18 protein-coding genes are annotated in these 19,790 nt (G+C 61.6%); 8 read left to right on the top strand and 10 right to left on the bottom strand.

Annotation, left to right across the window (positions count from 1 at the left end; translation table 11 throughout):
- Positions 1-627: 627 nt before the first annotated feature.
- Together F2P47_RS16195 and rraA are read left to right on the top strand one after the other, a co-directional pair.
- Entirely contained in the window at positions 628-2,034 is a 1,407-nt protein-coding gene (locus F2P47_RS16195) for a phospholipase D-like domain-containing protein (RefSeq protein ID WP_152217426.1), read from the top strand.
- 90 nt (positions 2,035-2,124) lie between these two features.
- Entirely contained in the window at positions 2,125-2,604 is a 480-nt protein-coding gene (gene rraA, locus F2P47_RS16190) for a ribonuclease E activity regulator RraA (RefSeq protein ID WP_152217425.1), read from the top strand.
- A gap of 25 nt (positions 2,605-2,629) precedes the next feature.
- On the opposite strand, the gene speE is transcribed toward rraA, so the two are convergent.
- Positions 2,630-3,514 carry a polyamine aminopropyltransferase gene (gene speE / locus F2P47_RS16185; RefSeq protein ID WP_152217424.1) on the bottom strand — a complete coding sequence of 295 codons (885 nt, stop codon included), beginning with the start codon at positions 3,512-3,514 and terminating at the stop codon, positions 2,630-2,632.
- Positions 3,514-4,005: an adenosylmethionine decarboxylase gene (speD, locus tag F2P47_RS16180; protein WP_343032321.1), complete on the bottom strand. Its 492-nt coding sequence runs from the start codon at positions 4,003-4,005 to the stop codon at positions 3,514-3,516. The genes speE and speD overlap by 1 nt, the downstream gene beginning before the upstream one ends.
- A gap of 574 nt (positions 4,006-4,579) precedes the next feature.
- Between speD and F2P47_RS16175 the strand changes: the two genes are divergently transcribed.
- Positions 4,580-5,089: a hypothetical protein gene (locus tag F2P47_RS16175; RefSeq protein WP_152217422.1), complete on the top strand. Its 510-nt coding sequence runs from the start codon at positions 4,580-4,582 to the stop codon at positions 5,087-5,089.
- Between the two features lie 3 nt (positions 5,090-5,092).
- On the opposite strand, the gene F2P47_RS16170 is transcribed toward F2P47_RS16175, so the two are convergent.
- The 3 genes from F2P47_RS16170 to F2P47_RS16160 all read right to left on the bottom strand — a co-directional run bounded on the left by F2P47_RS16170 (position 5,093) and on the right by F2P47_RS16160 (position 7,788).
- On the bottom strand, positions 5,093-6,028 hold the full coding sequence (locus F2P47_RS16170; RefSeq protein ID WP_152217421.1) for an NAD(P)H-dependent flavin oxidoreductase: 936 nt from the start codon (positions 6,026-6,028) through the stop codon (positions 5,093-5,095).
- A gap of 145 nt (positions 6,029-6,173) precedes the next feature.
- A complete protein-coding gene (locus F2P47_RS16165) occupies positions 6,174-6,662 on the bottom strand; it encodes a sll1863 family stress response protein (RefSeq protein ID WP_152217420.1) in 489 nt (162 codons plus the stop codon).
- A 112-nt stretch (positions 6,663-6,774) separates the two neighbouring features.
- Entirely contained in the window at positions 6,775-7,788 is a 1,014-nt protein-coding gene (locus tag F2P47_RS16160; protein WP_152217419.1) for a glutathione S-transferase N-terminal domain-containing protein, read from the bottom strand.
- A 53-nt stretch (positions 7,789-7,841) separates the two neighbouring features.
- Here F2P47_RS16160 and F2P47_RS16155 point away from each other — a divergent pair, with 53 nt between their 5' ends.
- Positions 7,842-8,729 carry an alpha/beta hydrolase gene (locus F2P47_RS16155; protein WP_152217418.1) on the top strand — a complete coding sequence of 296 codons (888 nt, stop codon included), beginning with the start codon at positions 7,842-7,844 and terminating at the stop codon, positions 8,727-8,729.
- Here the strand turns inward: F2P47_RS16155 and F2P47_RS16150 are convergent, their stop codons facing one another.
- The gene (locus F2P47_RS16150) at positions 8,730-10,466 is read right to left on the bottom strand and encodes an N-acyl-D-amino-acid deacylase family protein (RefSeq protein ID WP_152217417.1); all 1,737 of its coding nucleotides are present in this window, start codon (positions 10,464-10,466) and stop codon (positions 8,730-8,732) included.
- A 213-nt stretch (positions 10,467-10,679) separates the two neighbouring features.
- Between F2P47_RS16150 and F2P47_RS16145 the strand changes: the two genes are divergently transcribed.
- A complete protein-coding gene (locus F2P47_RS16145) occupies positions 10,680-11,765 on the top strand; it encodes a pentapeptide repeat-containing protein (protein WP_152217416.1) in 1,086 nt (361 codons plus the stop codon).
- On the opposite strand, the gene F2P47_RS16140 is transcribed toward F2P47_RS16145, so the two are convergent.
- Complete coding sequence (locus F2P47_RS16140; RefSeq protein ID WP_152217415.1) at positions 11,762-12,706, bottom strand: aldo/keto reductase; 945 nt, start codon at positions 12,704-12,706, stop codon at positions 11,762-11,764. The genes F2P47_RS16145 and F2P47_RS16140 overlap by 4 nt on opposite strands.
- 235 nt (positions 12,707-12,941) lie before the next feature.
- Between F2P47_RS16140 and F2P47_RS16135 the strand changes: the two genes are divergently transcribed.
- Together F2P47_RS16135 and F2P47_RS16130 are read left to right on the top strand one after the other, a co-directional pair.
- Positions 12,942-14,210, top strand: a complete 1,269-nt coding sequence (locus tag F2P47_RS16135; protein ID WP_152217414.1) for an LLM class flavin-dependent oxidoreductase — start codon at positions 12,942-12,944, stop codon at positions 14,208-14,210.
- Positions 14,210-14,986 (top strand): alpha/beta fold hydrolase, encoded by a 777-nt coding sequence (locus F2P47_RS16130; protein ID WP_152217413.1) that lies wholly within the window; start codon positions 14,210-14,212, stop codon positions 14,984-14,986. Before F2P47_RS16135 ends, F2P47_RS16130 begins: the two co-directional genes overlap by 1 nt.
- Before the next feature lie 83 nt (positions 14,987-15,069).
- Here the strand turns inward: F2P47_RS16130 and F2P47_RS16125 are convergent, their stop codons facing one another.
- Positions 15,070-15,477 (bottom strand): MAPEG family protein, encoded by a 408-nt coding sequence (locus F2P47_RS16125; RefSeq protein ID WP_152217412.1) that lies wholly within the window; start codon positions 15,475-15,477, stop codon positions 15,070-15,072.
- 127 nt (positions 15,478-15,604) lie between these two features.
- On the opposite strand from F2P47_RS16125, the gene F2P47_RS16120 reads away from it, so the two are divergent.
- Positions 15,605-16,804 carry an acyl-CoA dehydrogenase family protein gene (locus F2P47_RS16120; protein WP_152217411.1) on the top strand — a complete coding sequence of 400 codons (1,200 nt, stop codon included), beginning with the start codon at positions 15,605-15,607 and terminating at the stop codon, positions 16,802-16,804.
- Here the strand turns inward: F2P47_RS16120 and F2P47_RS16115 are convergent, their stop codons facing one another.
- Together F2P47_RS16115 and F2P47_RS16110 are read right to left on the bottom strand one after the other, a co-directional pair.
- Positions 16,805-17,989: a multidrug effflux MFS transporter gene (locus tag F2P47_RS16115; RefSeq protein ID WP_152217410.1), complete on the bottom strand. Its 1,185-nt coding sequence runs from the start codon at positions 17,987-17,989 to the stop codon at positions 16,805-16,807.
- 93 nt (positions 17,990-18,082) lie between these two features.
- Positions 18,083-19,663: an AMP-binding protein gene (locus F2P47_RS16110; RefSeq protein WP_152217409.1), complete on the bottom strand. Its 1,581-nt coding sequence runs from the start codon at positions 19,661-19,663 to the stop codon at positions 18,083-18,085.
- Between the last annotated feature and the right edge of the window lie 127 nt (positions 19,664-19,790).

Raw genomic sequence — 19,790 nt, 5'->3', positions numbered from 1 at the left:
AACGCACCTTCAACTGACAACTTGGCGCGACGGCGCAGTATCAGGTACCAATATTCTGCCTACACGTGCGCAGTCGTTATCTTTGCATCTTCGGGGGAGCGCTCGATATGATCCGGCTTGCCGCTACTTGTCAGATGTCATGGCTCGCTACCGCGATCTGCCTCTTCGCTGTAAACGCGAATGCTGCCCCACCGCGAATTTGTGAGAGCAAAGAACAGGCGATAGCCGTCGCTAAGGACATTTTGTCTTACGTCTACCTCGAGTTTCAGGCGGAGCGCCAAGCGTGGAGGCCGATAGTTGAGATTGAAGACGTTAAGACCTGGCAATATTGGGTAATCACATATGTCCCGTCCGGTAGCACAACTCTAGGCGGAGGACCGAAAATCGCACTTTCAAAGCCTGACTGCCATGTTCTTGAAATTCGCGAGACGGACTGAGAATCTTCATTGATGCCAGATGCCGATGATAGCCGGCCGCAACTCGCTGGAAGCCGAGCAGTTCCAGTAGGCACGCGCGCACATCCTGCGATCAGGCCGCGGAGAGCAATCTCCGCGGCCTTTTTCTTTGCCTCAGGTCGATCTTTGGGAGAGGCTACCGTTACACAAGAAAATCTCGGGAGAAGACAGGATGGACAAGACGGCGACAGATCAGCACGCCCAAATCACTCCCTACATTCCTTTCCCGACGACCGGTTCATACCCCGTGCGACATGGCAACATCGTGCGGCCTCTGATCGACGGCGAACCGGCCTTCCGGCGCATCGGCAAGGCCGTCGAAGCAGCGCAGAAGAGCGTGTGGGTTACCGTCGCATTCATGCATCCGGATTTTGAGATGCCGGACGGGAGAGGCAGCCTCTTCGATGTCCTCGATGCAGCCGTTGCACGAGGCGTCGATGTGCGCGTCATTTTCTGGCGCATGAACGAGGACGTGAATTTTCCAAGAACCTCCGTCTTTTCCGGCGAGCCGCATCATCTCGACCATCTCAGCAAGCGCAGCACTCAATTCCTCGTCCGCTGGGATCGCGCCCACGGTGCCTACTGCCAGCACCAGAAGAGCTGGCTGATCGACGCCGGCTTGCCGGAGGAAATCGCCTTTGTCGGAGGTATCAATCTGGATCCCGAATCCGTCGTGGCCCCCGGACATGGGAGCCATGCCGGAGAAAGTACGCATGACGTCTATGCGGAGATCAGGGGACCGGCTGCGACCGACGTTCATCACAACTTCGTCCAGCGCTGGAACGAGGCCAGTGATCGCGCCGAACGTGACGGCGTCTGGCCATCGCATGAACTGCAAGGCGACTTGCCGTTCCCGGGAGCGATTTCTCCCGCTGCGGGCGACGCCATCGTGCATATCCAGCGCACGGTCCGCGCTGGCCGTTATACCGACCCGACACCTCCGCCGGGCGGTGAGCCCTTTGCGATCCATGAGGGCGAGTCCAGCATCCATGCCCAGTATCTCGCCGCAATAGATGCGGCGCGACGCACGATCTATCTGGAAGATCAGTCCATAGCCTCGCAAGACATCGTGGACCGGTTGGACAGCGCCCTGACGCGCGGGGTCGATGTGGTCTATCTCGTTCCCGCCGACGCAAACGGATTCACGAAAGAAGCACGCGCCAATCCCCGCAGCCGTTCATTCTTCGAAAAGCTGGCTTCGCTCAGTCGTCATCCGCATTTCTCGCTCGTGGGCATCGCGGCGAGGGGAAGCGACGGGATTTCACGGAATGTCTATGTGCATGCGAAGATCTGCCTGATCGACGATTGCTGGGCAACCATCGGGTCTTGCAATGTCGCCAACCGTTCCTTCTTCGGTGATACGGAACTCAACGCGAGCTTCTGGGCGCCCGATGTGGTCAAAAGTCTGCGCCGCGACCTTCTCGAAGAACACCTTGGCATCGACACCTCTGCTCTCGACGACCGGTCGGCGCTCGAACTCTATCGGGAAATCGCGCGCGCAAATACCGAGCGACGCGCAAAGGGCGAGGAGATGGCCGGACTCGCCTTTGAAATTGATCCTGCCACCTACGGGACCTGACGCCGGGAAACGCACCGCTTTTCGGTTTGTCTGCCGGTCCTTCGGGCCTATTTCGCCATTCTGTCTGCGCGTTCAACTCCGGATATCAAGATGACCTCCCCCGCCACCACCGATCTCTCCGACGCACATCCCGACATTCAGCATGCCGAACCGATCTTCCGCGATTTCGGCGGCAAGCTCGCTTTCTCGGGGCCGATCACGACGTTCAAGACCTTCGAGGACAATCCGAAGCTGCGTCAGGCGCTTGAGGGGCCGGGAAATGGCCGTGTGCTGGTGGTCGATGGCGGCGGATCGCTGCGCTGCGCGCTTTTCGGCGGCAATCTCGCCGTGCTTGCGGCCAAGAATGGCTGGGCGGGCCTCGTCATCAATGGCTGCGTGCGCGATACAGCCGAGATCGCGGCGCAGCCTGTCGGCGTGAAGGCACTCGCCGCCCATCCGAAGCGGAGCGACCGCAAGGGCCTCGGCGAATATGATGTTGTGGTGAGCTTCGCGGGCGTGACCTTCCGCCCCGGCGAATATCTCTATGCGGATGCCGACGGCATCGTCGCCAGCGCCCAGAAAATCGACTGAGAAGATCGGCTGATGCGAAAGATCGTCAACGCCGCGCGGCGTCGACGATCTCCCGCACATAGGCGGGAAGCGCGAAGGCGGCCTTGTGAACTTCGGGCGTGTAATAACGCGTCTTGAAGCCCGCCGCCGCGAAACGATGTTCCAGCGCTTCGACCGTCACGGCCTTGGCGAATTCGTCATCCGTGCCGATACCCATGGCCATCGGTCCGCCGACATAGGTGGGGATCGTCGCCAGGTAGCAGCTGCAGACCTTGAAGAGACGGTGGAACTTCGAAATGGTGCTCGCAAGTTCCGCAGGTTGCAGGAACGGCACGCCGTTCTGCGTCACCATGATGCCGCCTTCGGTGAGACGGCCCCTGGCGTTGCGATAGAAGCTTTCCTCGAAAAGCACCGCACCGGGACCGACGGGATCGGTTGAGTCGACGATGATGACATCGTAGGTCTCGCCCTCGCCCTCGACGAATTTGGAGCCGTCGGCGAAAACGAGTTCGAGGCGCGGATCGCCGAAGGCGCCCGCCGAAATCATCGGCAGGTGGGACTTCGAGAAATCGGTCACCGCCGGGTCGATTTCGACCATGGTGATCTTCTCGATGCCCTTGTGCCGCGCGGCCTCGCGCAGGATGCCGCCATCGCCGCCGCCGATGATGAGCAGCTTCTTCACATTGCCATGCGCCAGCACGGGCACATGGGTCATCATCTCGTGATAGACGAACTCGTCGCGCTCGGTCACCTGCGTAGCGCCGTCCAGCGTCATCATCCGGCCAAAGGTCGGATTGTCGAAAATGACGAGATGCTGGTGTTCGGTCCCTTCTTCGAAAAGAACGCGGTCCGCGCGATAGGAGGTGCGAAGCCCTCCCTCTTCATGGAGGGTCTCCGTCACCCAGCGCGGACCGTTCTTTCCGTCGGTCATCAGACCATGCCCTGCCCGCGACGCAGTTCTTCGACGCGGATATTGGAAGGCCCGAAGGCTTCCTGCAGCACCGCGATCGAATTCTGCGGCTCAGCCTCGCCGCACATGAAGACGTCGAGAGCAGCATAATCCGCCTCGGGCCAGGTGTGAATCGAGATATGGCTTTCCGACAGCACCGCCACGCCCGACACGCCGCCATTGGGCGTAAAGTGGTGGAGATGGATGTGCAGAAGCGTTGCCTTCGATACTTCGACGCAGCGGACCAGCGTCTCCTCGATATGGGCGAGATCGTCCAGACGGCTCGCGCCGATCAGGTCGATGATGAGATGCGTGCCGGCGAAACGGACGCCATCGCGCTCAATGAAGAAATCCTTCCGCTCTTCGGCATGCGGGCGCGGTCCTTCGGACAGCGTCTCGACATTGGCGAGATCGGCAGCGTGATGAGGGAACTCGAGAACTTCCGCCTGGGTCTTCCTTGAATCGCGATTCAAGTCGATCCCCAATTGGAAGAGGGCGCGGGGCTCGGACATAGCCACTCTCCAACCAGTAGATGACCGGGCTTGCCGGACGCGCTCCGCAACAACGGAATATCCCTTCCGGGATGCGCCGGGGCCCATGAAACAAAAGCTTTCTTGAAGAAACGCTTCGCTAGGTTTTTGCCGAGTGCGGGGCGGTCTCGCCCGGCCTGTCCAGCTTCGCAGGACGGCTCGACTTTAATCCGGGGCGTTAGCCCCTCAGACTATAATCCGGCATATGCATTCTCCCTCGAAACCCAGCGGGTTTTGCCTGATGCGGCAGGCCGCCAAACTTTCCAAAAGAGACGCGTACGCCGTTACGTAACCAGTCTGGCCAGGGGCACGTGCGATTGCGTTTCGAGCGCTGATGTAATTGACGCAGTGCAGCGTGTCAATGAAAACCTAGGAAAACTGCCGCTTAGACGTGCAAAATTCACATTTCCGCCCATCACGAACGACAGGCCGCGTCGGTCGCCCACCCCCGTTACTATTGCGACTAATTCTCATTTGCGATATTCTTCGCTCGTCGCCCCAGCAGCGGAGATCACCGATGAAACAAGCCGACCGCGCCTTCTTTCCCAATCCCGCCACCCGCCACGCCTATTTTGCCGATCAGCCCGTTGCGGAACTCGGCTTTGCCGAGCAGTTCGCGACCTGGGCTCTGCGTGTGCAATGGACCCATATTGGCACCGGCAAACAGCGCTCCCTGGTGCTGCAGGGCGCCTTCGATGCTCTCGACATGCCGGAGGGCGCCGGACTGGTGGCGGATCTTACCGACGCATTGACGCAGGCGACCGGGCGGCCGCTTTCCATCCCCTGCCCGAAATGGCGCGTCCTGACGAGCGATGAGGCGCGCATCCTCATGTTCCTCGCCGCCATGCAGACACGCGACGGCACGCCGCTCGCCGCCTGCGATCCGGCATGGGCGTCTCGCGACGCGAAAAGCCTCTGGGCCGCCGCGCAACGTCTTGCGATAGCGTTCAACGCCACCGGCCTCCGCTTCGGCATGACGCGCATGGGCGAGTTGCCCTTCCCGCACGCCATGCCGCGCCTGCATTGAAAATCAGCCGAAGTTGCGTGCGCTCGCGTAGCCGCCCATCCGCTGCGAGATGGCGAAGAACTCCTCGACCATACCGTCGATGATCTCCTTCACCGGCTTCACCTCGTGAATGAGGCCGACCGACTGGCCGGCAAGCGCTGGCGCCGCCTCCATGTCGCCACCGAAATAGACATCCATGATGTTCTTCAGGATGTCGGGCGGCATGCGGCCTTCTTCATGAATCGGATCGAGCACCTTCGCCTTCAGCGCACGGATGCAAGGCGTCGCCTTCTTGTTGAGGACGTAAGTGCCCGTCTCCTTCGAGTCGATGATCTTCTGCTTGTAGTTCTGATGGACCGGGCTCTCGGCGGCGCTGACAAAACGCGTGCCCATCTGCACGGCCTCGGCGCCGAGCGCGAAGGCAGCCGCCATGCCGCGTCCATCCGCGATACCGCCCGCCGCGATGAGCGGCACGTCGACGGCCGCGCGGATTGCCTGCAGCAGCACCAGCGTGGAGACTTCTTCCGGGTTCTTGAAGCCGCCGCCTTCAGCGCCTTCGACTACGAGCCCGTCAATGCCCGCCTCGGCGCATTTCACCGCCGCGTCGAGCGTTGGTACGGCGTGATAGACGGTAATGCCCGCATCTTTAAGCGGCGCGATGAACTTCGCCGGACTTCCCGCCGAAGTCGTGACGAATTTCACGCCCGAATTGCAGACGAATTTCAGCATCGCGTCGTCGCGCAGGAACATGATCGGCAGGTTGACGCCGAAGGGAAGACCAAGCTCGATCATCTTCATGATCTCGGCCTTGCAGTTTTCCGTCTCACCCGACGATGTTTCGATGATACCGATGCCGCCCGCCTTCGACACGGCGGAAGCCAGCGGGTAGCGGGCGATCCAGCCCATCGGCGCCTGGACGATCGGATATTTGGCGCCCGTATGAGCGAGTACGCGGTTCATGGCAGTCCTCCCGGTCAGTTTTTAATGGCTTTGAATGCGAGTAAGCCCGGTCGCGCGGCGGCGCGCAATGGCAGGCAAAGCCTCGCGCAAAGAAAAAGCGCGAGGCCTTTCGGACCCCGCGCCCGCATCTCGCCAATCGGGGCGCTTACTTGAAGTGCCCATAGGCTTTGGCAACCGCCTCGGCCAGTTCCTTGTAGGCCCCCTCGACGCCGATCTTGATCTCGTCGAAGGCGCTTTCGCCCTGCCCCGCGAGAACCTTGAGCCGCTTCTGGAGCGCGCCACGGTCGGTCTTGAGCTGCGCGACCAGGCCGCGATAGCGCTTCTCCGCAGCCTTCAGAGCCTTCTTCGCTTCGCGCTCGGCCTTGTCGATATCGCGCGAAATGGTCTTGACCTGCTTTTCGAGCGCCTTCTTGGCCGTGGACTGTTCGGGCGAAAGCTTCGCAGTCTTTGCTGCTGTCTTGCGCGGCTTTGCCGCCGTCGTCGCCTTGGGCTTGGTCGTCGCCTTGGCCTTTGCCGGCGCAGCCTTTGTCGCCTTCTTCGCGGGCCGGGCCGCCGCCGGTCCTGCTCCCGCAGCGGCGCGTGCGGCGGCGCTGCGTGGCGCCTTGCGTGCAGTCGTCTTTCGTCTGTCCGTCATGATCATCCCCGATGAAGGTTTGGCGCCGAGCGTCCCGTACCGATCGGCATAACGGAAAGAGTGCCGACAATGTAAGGATCAATCAAGCGGCGCCTCGTCGCGCGCCGATGCCTCAACCCACCGCGAGATATTCGAGGCAGCCGGCTTCGCGCAGAGCCGGTGTGAGCCGCTCGCGCGCGGCGCCGCTCAAGGCGCGGAAACGCTCGCGCAACTGGGCAAGGCATTTCGCCTGATATCTGAACGCACCCTGCTCATAGCCCATGCCGAGCGCAACGAAGGAAAAGGTCTCTGCGCCCTCTTTCAAAGCCTCTTCATTGGCGACGAGAAACGGAAAATAGACTTCGCCCGCCATGGCGAGGAGCCCCTTCACCGCCGGCGAAAGCGGCGCGGCGGGGTTACGCCACTCGCCTTCGATACCCGACGCATCGTCGAGCTGGGCAAGCCAGCGGAATGTGTAAGGCGCGGCTTCGCGCATGAGGTCGGCGGGCGTCGGATCGACAGCAAGCTGCGAGAGCTGTCCCATCCAGCCGAAATCGGCCAGCGACGGTCGCGAGCCAAAGAGATAGGGCTCTTCGGTGACATGGACCTCGAGCAGGGCGAGGACGCGCCGCGCCGTTTCCTCAATCAGGGGCTGGTTCGCTGCCGTGCAGCCGACCAGCGCCATGCGGCCGATCTGCCGCGCGGCGAACAGTTCCGCATGCCTGTCGATCGACGCGCGGCCATGCCCCGCAAGCCTGTCGAAGGCGAGCCACTCCGACATCTGCTTCTGGTCGCGCTGACGGAACCAGCGGTAATGAAACATCATCTTGGTGCCCCACTCATCGGCCATGTCCTCAAGCAGGAAGGCGAGAAAGGCCTGCCCCTCGTCGTCGGGCACGATCGAACGCTGGCCGGCGTGAAGCCGCTCCAGCTCGAAGATCATCGGCGTCGAATCATTGTGCAGGGAACCGTCCGGAAACTGAATGATCGGAATGACGGCGGGCTTGACGTTGGCAATTTCGTAAGCGTTTCTGTCGTTCAATTGTACCCAGACATGCGGGAGTCGCCTGTAACGCAGGACGGCCCGCATTTTCATGGAATAGGGCGAGCCGAGCCCTCCGAGAATCCGATAGGTACCGCTGTTCATGATGCTTCTCCTCCCCAGTTCTTCCGGACGCCGCCGCAGCTGCGCCTTGCTTAATGATGAACATTAACATGATCTCGGGATGCGTGGCGAGCGGACGCGAGCGGACGATCATGCTGATCCACGGCATGTGGAGCCGCCCGGATGTCTGGGCCAACTTCCAGCACTATTTTGAAGATCGGGGTTATCGCGTCGTGACGCCGATCCTGCGCCACCGCTGCAGCGGTGGCGATACACACCCTCACCCGGACCTCGGCACGACAAGCCTTCTCGACTATGCCGCCGACCTTGAGGCAGACATCCGCAAGCTCGACGAGCCCCCCTTCATCATCGGCCATTCAATGGGCGGGTTGCTCACGCAGATGCTCGCCGCGCGTGGCCTCCTGCGCGCGGGCGTCCTGCTTGCATCCGCGCATTGCGGGCCTATCGTCGCCATCAACTCCTGTGTTGCCCGCATCTTCGCAAGCACGATGCTTCGACGGCGCTTCTGGGAGAAGCCGCAGCTTCCGTCCTACCGGACCATGCGCTGGGGCGTTCTCAACGGCTGCTCGGAAGAAGAGGCGGTCAAGCTCTACACACAGCTCATACCGGAATCGGGTCGGGCGCTGGCCGAAATCGCCTTCAACTATCTCGACCCTCATCGCGCCTCGTTGATACGGCGCGAAGAGATCAATTGCCCTCTCCTCTTTCTCACGGGGCGGCATGACCGTATAACCTCGCCCGTGCTCGCCAAGCGCAATGCCGAATATATCGGTGCGATGGCCCGGTTCGAACTGCTGCCAGGCCACGCTCATTGGCTGCCGAGCGAAGATGGCTGGCAGAAAATCGCCGAACGCGCCGCTCTTTTCCTCGAACATGAAGCCGCACGCATCGCTGCCGAAGTGCAAATGAAAACGGGCACCCCCGAAAGAGCACCCGCTCGTCGATGGGCCCTACCGGCCTGATTATTCGGCTGCGCGCGCAACGGGGGCGGACTTGTGCCCGCGCACGAGCTTGCCCGGCAGCGCGCCGGTATGCTCGCCGTTGCGATAGATGACTTCGCCCGAGCAGATCGTCGCCACATAGCCGTCTGCTTCCTGCATCAGACGCCGCGCGCCGGACGGAAGGTCGTAGACCATATGCGGCGGGCGCAGTTGCAGCCGCTCAAAGTCGATCACATTGACATCCGCCTTCATGCCCGGGGCGATGAGGCCGCGATCAAGAAGGCCAACCGCCTCGGCCGTGTCGCGCGTCTGGCTTTTCACGACGAAGGGAAGATCGAGCCGCTCGCCCCGCGTCCGGTCACGACACCAGTGCGTCAGCATATAGGTCGGCACACTCACATCGCAGATCGCGCCGACATGCGCGCCGCCATCGCTCAGGCCGAACAGCGTGTTCGGATTGCGCATCATGGTCAGCGTATTGTCGAGATTGAACTCGGTGTAGTTGTGCAACGGGAAGAAGAGGAAGCCCGTGCCGCCATTCGCCGTCAGAATGTCATAGACGATGGCGTCGGGATTCTCGCCCGTCGCTTTCGCCCGCGCGGCGATGCTCTCTTCGGGCGCCGGCTCGTAATTCGGCGGATCGCCGAGGTCGAACATCTTGTGGTAGGCGCCCGCAAGCGAATTGACGAAGGGATGCCCCGCCTCCGGCGCCTCGGCGAGAAGCTTCTCGCGGAATGCGGGTTCCAGCATGATGGCCACGCGCTCGGCAAGCGGCAGATGCGCGATCTTCTTGTAGGAAGGGCGCGTGACGAAGGGGTGGACCGAGCCCTGAAGCCCAAGCATCAGACCGACGGGACGCCCTTGCACCTGCGCCTTGATCGGAAGGCCGGCATCCGCCGCCTTGTCGAGACGCGCCATCAGATCGCGCCATTGGTTCGGAATCACATCGGCCTGCACCATGGAGAAGCTCAAAGGACGGCCCGACACCTGCACCAGTTTTTCGACGAGGTCGAACTCATGATCGAACTCGCGGAAATCCGATACCCATTGCAGGACACCCGCCCCCGCCTCGCGAAGCCCCTCGGCAATGGCGATCATCTCCGCGTCTGCCGCCCCCACGGTTGGCGTCAGATCGCCGTCGGCAGTTCGATGCACCATGGTGCGCGTGGTCGAGAAGCCGATGGCGCCGGCCTCGATCGCCTCGCGCGTCAGCCGCTTCATCTCGGCAATCTCGGTTTCCGTCGCAGGTTCGCGCTTCGCGCCGCGCTCACCCATCACATAGACGCGCAGCGCGCCGTGCGGCACCTGCGTCACCACGTCAATGTCGTGCGGCACCTTCTCGATCGCATCGAGATAATCGGCGAAGCTCTCCCACTCCCAGGAAAGCCCCTCATGGAGCGCCGCGCCCGGAATATCCTCGACGCCTTCCATGAGGCGGATCAGCGTGTCGTGGTCCGTCTTGCGCACAGGCGCGAAGCCCACGCCGCAATTGCCCATGATGACGGTCGTCGACCCGTGGATGGACGAGGGCGTCATCCGTTGGTCCCAGGTGACCTGCCCATCGTAATGCGTGTGGATGTCGACCCAGCCGGGCGTGACGAGGAGGCCCTTCGCGTCGATCTCCTCACGCCCCTGCGCCGAGACGTCACCCACCTCGACGATCACACCCTTGTCGATCGCGACGTCGGCGATGCGAGGGCTCCCTCCCGTTCCGTCAACAACCGTTCCACGACGGATAACCAGATCGACCTGGCGCATGTCTTCCTCCCAACATTCTTGAATCGCGTTTGTGATGTCTTGTTACGATCAGTCTAACGCTCGGGGCTCTGGCGGCAAGAAAGCCTCGCAAGACCGCAGCCGTTAACCGCCTTTCGTTAAACTTATACTAAAACTGAAATACGAATTTCACCCGCCTTTAAGAGACCACCCGTTAACTGATGAAAACCCCTTCAGTTAGCGTTACGGTCCCAGATGTCCACCAGGCCTCCCGGCATTCAGTCCCAATCCGACGCCAGACCTGCGGACGGAGGGCAGCAGGGGCGCAAGATCCTGGAGGGCAAGCGCATCCCGCAGCAGCTGATCGCCCGTATCGAAGAACTCCATCGTCGCTATCTGCTTCGCAAACCCAATGGCTGGCGCGCCCATCTTCGCGATTGCGATCTCAGTGGCCTCGATCTGCGCGGTCTCAATTTCGCCGAGGCGCAATTCGTCTCCTGCAATTTCGCCAATGCCGATCTTGAGGATGCGAGATTCTCCCGCGCCGACCTCTTCAGCGCGAATTTCGACCGCGCCAATCTGACCCGCACGAATTTCGATGGCGCGGATCTGCGTGGCGCGCAGTTCGAAGGCGCGGAACTCAACGCCGCGACGCTCGACGGCGCCAATCTCGGCCTCGGCGTGGTTTTCAAGCACGGCGCGGACAGCAGCATTCGCCAAAGCGTGTCGAGCTTCAAGAGCGCGAATTTGCGTGGCACCAATCTCTCCGGCGCGAAGCTCTCCGGCGCGAGCTTCGAGGGCGCGGCGCTCGACCGTGTCAACATGAAGGGCGCAGATCTCCGGGACACGAAATTCGCGGGCGCCAAACTTGTCGATGTCCTGCTCGCCGCCGCCAATCTCGACGACGCGGATTTGCGCGAAGCGATCATGGACGAGGATACGTTCAAACGTACGGACCTCTCCGGCGCAAGGCGATCCCGGCGCGCGCCATCGCCGGAGCATCTTGAGCAAATCCTCGCCGCCCATATCCTCTGGATTCACTCCGACCGCCGCGAAGGCATTCGCGCCGACTTCACCGAAACCTTTCTCGGTGGCTGCAACCTGGCGGGCAAAATCCTCGCCGGCGCGAAATTCGAACGCGCGATCCTCTCCGATGCCAATCTGGAAGGCGCGATCCTTGCCGCAGCGAATTTTCGCGGTGCGGTGCTGACCCGCGCAAATCTCTCCCGTGCCGACCTTCGCGGCGCCGACCTGCGCGGCGCAGACCTCACCGGCGCAAAGCAGGACCGCGTTCTCACCGGCAACCTCGAAGGCACGTCACTCGCGACACGGCGGGCCTAAAGCCGGAAACTGATCCGTCCGACCTCTTCGAGGTCTTCGGCCGAAAGCTCCCACTCGCCGGCCCTCACGTTCAACTCTACCTGTTCCGGCTTCGTTGCGCCCGCTATCACGCTGCCTACATGCGCTTGAGATACTAGCCAGCCGAAGGCGAGATCGAGGATCGTGCGATCGCGTGACGAGGCAAAAACTTCGAGCTTTTCGACAATATCGAAATTGTCGTCAGTGAGGATCGACTTCGCCCGCTCGCCCCACATGACGAGGCGGGAGTCGTTTGGCCCTGCCTGATTGCGCTTGTACTTACCGGTAAGCATGCCGCTCGCGAGCGGAAAATAGGGAAGCACGCTGGCGCCATAGGCATTTGCGGCTGGCACGATTTCCAGCTCGATCTTGCGGTCGAGCAGATTGTAGTGGTTCTGCGCAGTGATGAATTTTGAAAATCCGCTCTTCTCGGCGGCATACCAGGCCTCGACGATCTTCCAGCCCGCGAAGTTCGACGACCCGATATAGCGAACCTTGCCCGCCCTTACGAGATCGTCCAACGCCGAGAGTGTTTCCTCGATCGGCGTCTCGGGATCGGGAAAATGAAGCTGATAGAGATCGATATAATCCGTACCCAGCCGTTTCAGGCTCGCCTCAACCGCGTTGATGATATAGCGACGTGAGCCCCCCTTCATATACTCGCCATCGCCCATGGCCATGCCGAACTTCGTCGCGAGCACGATGTCCTTACGCCGCGCACCCAACGCATTGCCGAGCATCGTCTCCGACCCACCCCTGTTGCCATAGATGTCGGCCGTGTCGAACAGCGTGACGCCAAGATCAAGCGCGCGATGCACTACCGCATCGGTCTGCGCCTGATCGCACTTCATGCCGAAATTGTTGCAGCCCAGGCCCACGACCGAAACCTTAAGCCCCGATTTTCCGAGGGTTTTCATTCGCATCTGCGTTACTCCCCAATGCCGACAACATGTGAATACGGATGAAAGAGCTTAACGTATCTTGCAGCGCACAATGAGTAACAGTTCTGTCAGTAATCGCTCTTGCGCCGCGATTGCACCTCCAGGGCAAAATCTTTAGACTCCGGAATTAGGGCAATTACCCTAAAACAGAAGGCGGCCGCAAAAGAGCCCCCAAGGGCCCGGCGAGCGCGCCTGTCTCAGGAGGAGGAGACGGCCAATGAAATTCACCTGGTTCAATCTGATGCCATGGCCCTATCTACCGGACGACTTCCGCGAGAAGCATCGTTCGGTGTGGGTCGATATCGACTCGAAACTCTTCGATCCCGCGAAGAGCCACGACGTCTACAACTCGCATATGGACCTGCTCGAATACGCGTCGACGCTCGGCTTCGACGGCATCGGCGTCAACGAGCATCACCAGAACGCCTACGGCCTCATGCCGTCTCCGAACATCATCGCGGCAGGCCTTGCGCGGCGCACCAAGGATGTCGGCCTCGTCGTGCTCGGCAATTCCATCGCGCTCTACAATCCGCCGGTGCGCGTCGCGGAAGAATTCGCGATGCTCGACTGCATCTCCGGCGGCCGCCTTGTCGCGGGTTTCCCGGTCGGCACGTCGATGGACACGAATTATTGCTACGGCCAGATCCCGGCACTCACGCGCGAGAAATACAGCGAAGCGCACGACCTCATCAAACGCGCCTGGTCGGAACCGGAGCCCTTCGCCTTCAACGGCCGCTATAACAAGCTGCGTCATGTGAACATCTGGCCGCGCCCGATTCAGAACCCCATGCCGGTCCATATTCCCGGCGGCGGCTCGGTCGAGACCTACGACTTCTGCATCGACAATACCTACTCCTATTCCTACCTCTCCTTCTCCGGCTATATCCGCGCCAAGGCGTTGATGCAGGGATATTGGGACCGCGTCGCCGAACGCAATGCGCCTGATGCCTCGCCCTATCGCGCCGGCTTCGCCCAGACGATCTGCGTCGCCGAGACGGACGAGGAAGCCGAACGTCTCTACTCGGAGCATGTGAGCTATTTCTACAACCGCTGCCTCCATGTCTATGGCGGCTTCGCGGATGCGCCGGGCTATCGCACCATCAAGACGATCCAGACGGGCGCACTGTCGCAATACGCCCCGCCCGGCGAAGGCGGCTACAGCAAGCTCACCTGGAAGGACCTGATTGAGCAGGGGCACGTCATTGCGGGCAGCCCCGAAACGGTGCGCCAGCGCATGGAAGACCTCATCAAGGGGCTCCGCGTCGGCAACATCTTCTGCCTCCTCCATGTCGGCGACATGCCGAAGGAAAAATGCATGTATTCGACGAAGCTTTTCGCCGAGCGCGTCATGCCGAAGCTCCGCAACATGTTCCCGGAATATGCGGACGACAACCGATTCTGGTGCAAACCGCTGGCGAAGCAGGCAACGCCCGGCATCAGCGCGAACGAAATGAATATGGCCGCCGCCGTCGGAGGGAAGGACTGATGGAAACCAAGACGCTCGACACACACCACGTCCCCGTCCGCTATTTCGAAGGCGGCAAGGGTCAGCCGTTGGTCTATCTCCACGGCGCAGGCGGCGTTCTCGCCGAGGATCCGCTGCTTGTGAAGCTGGCACAGAAATATCATGTCTACGCGCCGCTTCTTCCCGGCTATGGCGACTCTCAGGAATGCGGCGAGCTGCGCGACATGCTTGACGTCACGCTGCATACCGCCGATGTGGTCGCGGGGCTGGGCCTCAAAGACCCGATCCTCGTCGGCCATTCGATGGGCGGCATGATCGCAGCCGAAATGGCTGCCGTGGCTCCGAACGATTTTTCGCGTCTCGGACTCATCTGCCCGGCAGGTCTCTGGCTCGACGATCATCCGATCCCCGATCTCTTCGCCATGCTGCCTTATGAGATGCCGCAATATCTCTTCCACGACGTGGAAGCCGGCACGAAGCTGATGACGGCGGGCGTCGCGCTCGATGACCCGGAATGGCTGAAGGCCTTCCTCGTCATGAATGCGCGCCAGATGGGCATGGCGGGAAAGATCCTCTTCCCGATCCCGGATCGCGGGCTCGCGCAGCGGCTCTACCGCGTGAAGGCGAAGACGGTTCTCATCTGGGGCGACAGTGACAGGCTCATCCCGCCTGCCTATGCCCATGCCTGGAAAAAGGCGATCAAGGGCTCGGAGCTGGTCTCCATCGCGGAAGCGAGCCACATGGTGACGATCGAAAAAACCGATCAGGTCATCGCCGCGCTCGGAAAGCTCGGTTGAAGGAATTCGGCGTCAATAAAAACGAACGGGACGTTGGATAGGAGCGAAGGGCCGGTGGAAACACCGGCCCTTCTGCTTATGCGTCAGGCATGCGCCGAGAAGGCGGCCATGAGGAGCGTGATGAGCGAGCCGACCAGAAGAATGGTCGTTGCCAGAATGCCGATGGTGAAGCCCAGCCCGCGCTTTTCGGCCGCATTGTAATAGCCGCGCGCATAGAGGATGCGCCCGACCGGATAGAAGATGCCGATGGCCGCCGCCCAGAGGTCATGTGTCGTGAGCGCGAAGAGCCAGAGCACAGGCAGGAAGAGAATGAGGCCTTCCATCGTGTTCTCATGGACACGGATATAGCGCATGAGTTCTTCCGGTCCGTTCATCGCAGGCGCAGGAACACCGTGCTTTGTTCGGGCGCGCCCTACATTGAGCGCCATCCAGAAATAGACGAGCAGCGAAAGCACGGTCACGAGGCCCGTGTGCGGATAGGCGAATGGCATGTGATTCCTCCCCTTTAAGCCTGCGGCATACTACAGGGGCGCGGCCATCCGCACCAAGCGCCCCTTGGGACTGGCGCGGGCCCCACCCTTCGAATTATTCTCTCCCCCAATCATTGGAGGATTTGAGATGCAGCTTTCACTGAACCCTGAGGACGAGGCTTTCCGGCAGGAAGTCCGCGCCTTCCTGAAGGAAAAACTGCCCCGCGACGTCGCGGAGGCGCATTCCGTCGGCATCAGTGTTCCGAAAGTCGCGCTCAAGAAGTGGCATCGCACCCTTTATGAACAGGGCTGGATCGCCCCCGCCTGGCCCGAAGCCGCCGGCGGTACCGGCTGGACGCTCACCCGGCAGCACATTTTCCAGGAAGAATGCGCGCAAGCCGGGGCCCCGTCGCTCATGCCATTCGGCCTCTCCATGGTCGGCCCGGTAATCTACACCTTCGGCACCGTGGCACAGAAAGCGCAGCACATTCCGGGCATCCTGTCGGGCGATGTCTGGTGGTGCCAGGGCTATTCGGAGCCGGGTTCGGGCTCTGACCTCGCCTCGCTGAAGACCAGAGCCGTGCGGGACGGCGACCATTATGTCGTCAACGGCCAGAAGATCTGGACCTCCTATGCCCATGAAGCGGACTGGATTTTCTGCCTCGTGCGCACCGACGATCAGGTGAAGGCACAGGAAGGCATTTCCTTCCTTCTCATCGACATGAAAACGCCGGGGATCACCGTTCGCCCCATCGTCTCCATCGACGAATTGCATCATCTCAACGAAGTTTTCTTCGAGGATGTGCGTGTACCGGTGGCGAACCGCATTGGCGAGGAGAACAAGGGCTGGACCTATGCGAAGTTCCTCCTCGCCCATGAGCGGACGGGCATTGCGGGCGTCGCCTCGTCGAAGAAGGCCGCCGAGGAGCTTCACCTCATCGCGGGCACCGAGCGCGCCGGCGACGGACAGCGCCTCGCCGACGATCCGGCGTGGCAGGCCGCGCTCGCCGAAGTCGAGGTGAAGCTCGCCGCGCTCGAGATCACCAATCTGCGCATTCTCTTCGCCGCCGAAAAGGGCGGTAGCGTCGGCGCCGAAGCATCGATCCTCAAAATCCTCGGCACGGAAGTGCAGCAGACGCTTCAAACGCTCGCCATGGAAGCCATCGGCTATTACGCACTCGCCTCGCATCGCGACCGGCTCGAAGGCCGCAGCAACGAAGCGATCGTCGGCCCTGACTATGGCGAGACCGTCTATGCGAATTACGGTTTCGGCCGTGCCTCCACGATCTATGGCGGCTCGAACGAAATTCAGCGCAACGTGCTGTCCAAAGCCGTCCTCGGCCTTTAATCAACGCGCAAAGAGCCTCGCTGTCGTTCCAGCGAGGCTCAGACCCGCGATGGCCAGCGCCATCGGCATGGCCGTGCCGTCATTGAGCGCGCCGACCAGCGCGCCCGCGCCTGCGGCAAGCGCAAACTGAATGATGCCGGTGAGCGCCGCCGCCGCGCCGATGCGCTCTCCCGCCCGCGCCATGGCTGCCGCCGTCGCATTGGCGCCGATGAAGCCGAGACTTCCAATCAGTATGAAGAGGCATACCATCAGCACCGCGAGCGACTGAGGCATGAAGATGCTCGCGCCCAGCAACGCAAGCGCCGCCGCGAGATGCGCGCTCATCGACGCATTGAGAATGGTTCGGCCCGACACCCGTCGAAGCAGAAAGGCATTCACTTGCGAGGCGGTGATGAGACCGAAGGCATTAAGGCCGAAGGCCATCGCATAATGTTCGGGGCTCAGCCCGTGCAGCGTGATGAAAACGAAGGGCGAACCGGTGATATAAGCGAACATGGCCGCCGAGATGCAGGCATTGGCCAGCGAAAACGCCATGAACGGCCCGTCGGCAAAAAGCCCGATATAGGCGCGCAGCACATGGCCGAGCCCGCCATGCGAGCGCTTTTCGCGCGGCAACGTTTCGCCGAGCCCGAGCCAGACCGCAATGAGGCAGGCAAGGCCGAAGCCTGCCAGACACCAGAAGATGACCGGCCAATGATAATGGGCAATCAGAAAACCGCCGATCATTGGCGCAAGAATGGGCGCGAGGCCCATCACCAGCATCAACATGGAGAAGACCTGCGCCGAGGCCCGCTCGTCGAAAAGATCGCGCACCATGGCGCGCGAAACGACGATGCCTGCGCAACCGCCCAACGCCTGCACAAAGCGCGCGGCGACGAGGCTTTCGATATTGGGCGCTTGCGCCGCCCATATCGCGCCGAGAACAAAAGCGCCGATGCCGAGAAGCATCGGTGGTAGCCGTCCGGTGCGATCGGAGAGCGGCCCGAGGACGCTCTGACCCAACGCAAGGCCGACGAAATATATGGCGAGCGTCGCCTGCACCTCGCCGGCACTCGCGTGGAAATGCGCAGCGATAGCGGGAAAAGCCGGCAGATACATGTCGATCGACAGCGGCGCGAAGGCGGTGAGCGCGCCGAGAATGACCACAAATTTCAAGTGATCCGTGTCGAAGCGCCGCACTGCCATGAATACGATCCCTGATGAGCCGCCATGCGAAGTCTTACACGCAAACGCGCCGCCTTGCCAAAGCGGCGCGCCGGGATCATCGGAGTTATCGTGTCAGATCTTCTTGTCGCCCTGCCAGTAACGGTCGCGCACTGCGCGGCGAACGATCTTGCCCGACGGCATACGCGGAAGGTCGTCCGTGAAGTCAACCGAGCGTGGGCGCTTGTAGCCGGGGAGCCGCTCGGCTGCGAAGGCAAGAAGCTCCTGCTTCAGTTCTTCGCTAGGCGCGACGCCCTCCTTGAGCTGCACCACAGCCTTGATTTCCTCGCCCCATTCCTCATTGGGCACGCCGACGGCCGCGACATCGAAGACGGCGGGATGCTTCAGTATCTCCTCGTCGATCTCGACGGGGTAGATATTGACCCCACCCGAGATGATGACTTCGGCGCTCCTCCCTGTAAGGAACAGGAACCCATCCTCATCGAGATAGCCCATGTCGCCCATCGTGAAGTGGTCGCCGCGATAGGCGCCCTCGGTCTTTTCCGGTGCCTTGAAATATTCGAAGCGGCCCTGCGCTGGCGCCTTGAAATAGATCGTGCCGACCTCGTTTGCGGCCGAAGGCTCGCCCGCATCGTTGACGACGACGAGTTCGACGCCGGGAAGCGCGCGCCCGACCGTGCCAGGCTTCGTCAGCCACTCCTCGCTCTCGACGAAGACGCCGCCGCCCTCGGTCGCCGCGTAATATTCGAAGACCACGGGCCCGAACCATTCGATACTGTTCTGTTTCACATGCGCGGGGCAAGGTGCCGCGCCATGAAGTATCCACCGCAGCGACGAAGAATCATACTTGCTCCGCACCTCCGACGGCAGACTCAGCATACGGTGAAGCATGGTCGGCACGACATGCGTATGCGTTACGCCATACTCCTCGACCAGACGCAGGGTTTCCTCGGCATCCCATTTGTCCATCAACACGCAGCCGACACCGGCATTGAGCGGGAATACGAGATTGAGCGCGAGCGGCGCCGCGTGATAGAGCGGCCCCGTGACCAGGGCCATATCCTCGCCCGGACGGAACTGCGCGGTCTCGGCGAGCTTCACCTGAAGCGGCGCAACCGGTGGCGCCTCACGGCGGAAAACACCCTTCGGATAACCCGTCGTGCCTGATGTATACATCATCTGCGTGCCGAGCACCGGATCGTCGAGATCGTGATGCGCCTCAGGACTCACGACATCGTCATAGGAAACGAAGCCTGGAATTTCGCCACCGACCGCAAGCCGCGCCTGTACCGCCGGCGCCATCGAGGCGGCTTCAGTGGCATTGCCCGCGAAACGCACATCGGCGATGAAAGCTTTCGCCTCGCAATTGTCGACGATATAGCCGATCTCGGATCCCTTGAGATGCCAGTTCACCGGCGTCAGGCGAAAGCCGCCGCGCTGACAGGCGCTGACCACCTCGACAAATTCGGGCCGGTTGGAGCAGAGAAGCGCAACGGCGTCGCCTGCCTGCAGACCGGCGCGGCGAAGCGCACGGACGAGCTGGTTCGCGCGCGCATTAAGCTCCCCGTAACTGCGCCTGCCTGCCCCCGAAATGATCGCCGGACGATCCGGGTCTTGAGCAGCGTGCCACGCGAGCACCATTCCCACGGCGGCCGCAGCCTCGCGGCTCGCGGCTGCGTTTTGCGCTATATTCATGTTTCCCTCCCCAGGGTGGCCGGTTCTTGTTTTTGAAGCTTGACCGCCACCATTGGACAGCGGTGCCGGCGCCATCGTCAAGCACGCTGGTGACACCGGGATGTCGAGACTTGAACAGCTGTTTGTG

It is taken from the genome of Parvibaculum sedimenti, assembly GCF_009184905.1.
Taxonomy (GTDB): domain Bacteria; phylum Pseudomonadota; class Alphaproteobacteria; order Parvibaculales; family Parvibaculaceae; genus Parvibaculum; species Parvibaculum sedimenti.
Note: the sequence above shows the minus strand (reverse complement) of the source record. Positions and strands in the feature narration are given on the sequence as shown.